The organism is Campylobacter sp. W0014 (assembly GCF_020135975.1).
Taxonomy (GTDB): Bacteria; Campylobacterota; Campylobacteria; order Campylobacterales; family Campylobacteraceae; genus Campylobacter_D.
Genome location: NZ_JACHTR010000103.1, coordinates 1 through 498 on the forward strand (window position 1 = coordinate 1; position 498 = coordinate 498).

Sequence of the window (498 nt, forward strand, 5' to 3'; positions counted from 1 at the left end):
TCATATAAAGAGGTAATTTATCTTTTAAAAACATTCTAAAATCAATTTCTTCTTTACTTTCATAAAAACAAATGATCTCTTCTTTAAAAATACAAGCAGAGTTTCTTACTTTATCGTGAGAATTAATAATACTTTCTATTTCTCCTAACTCTATTCTATGACCCATGTATTTAATCTGATTATCCGCTCTTCCATAACACAATAATTCTTCAAATTCATTATAAGCAACAATGTCTCCTGTTTTATAGAGTAAATCTAAATAATTATCATGTAAAGGATTTTGTATAAAAGCTTTTTTGGTTTTTTCTTTATCATTGTAATATCCTAAGGATAAAGAAGTTCCTCTTATATATAATTCTCCTTTTTTACCTATTTCTTTAGGACTTATATAATTCATATTTTCATCAAAGACTAGAAGTTCTGTATTTTTACAAGCTTTACCTATAGGTAAGAGTTCATCATCTTTGAAAGGGCGGTTGATAATGTAGTAGGTGCAAA

1 pseudogene is annotated in these 498 nt (G+C 26.3%); it reads right to left on the reverse strand.

Going from position 1 to position 498, the window contains the following annotated elements:
- Window positions 1–498: pseudogene (locus H2277_RS09155) on the reverse strand (amino acid adenylation protein); the annotation flags it as partial.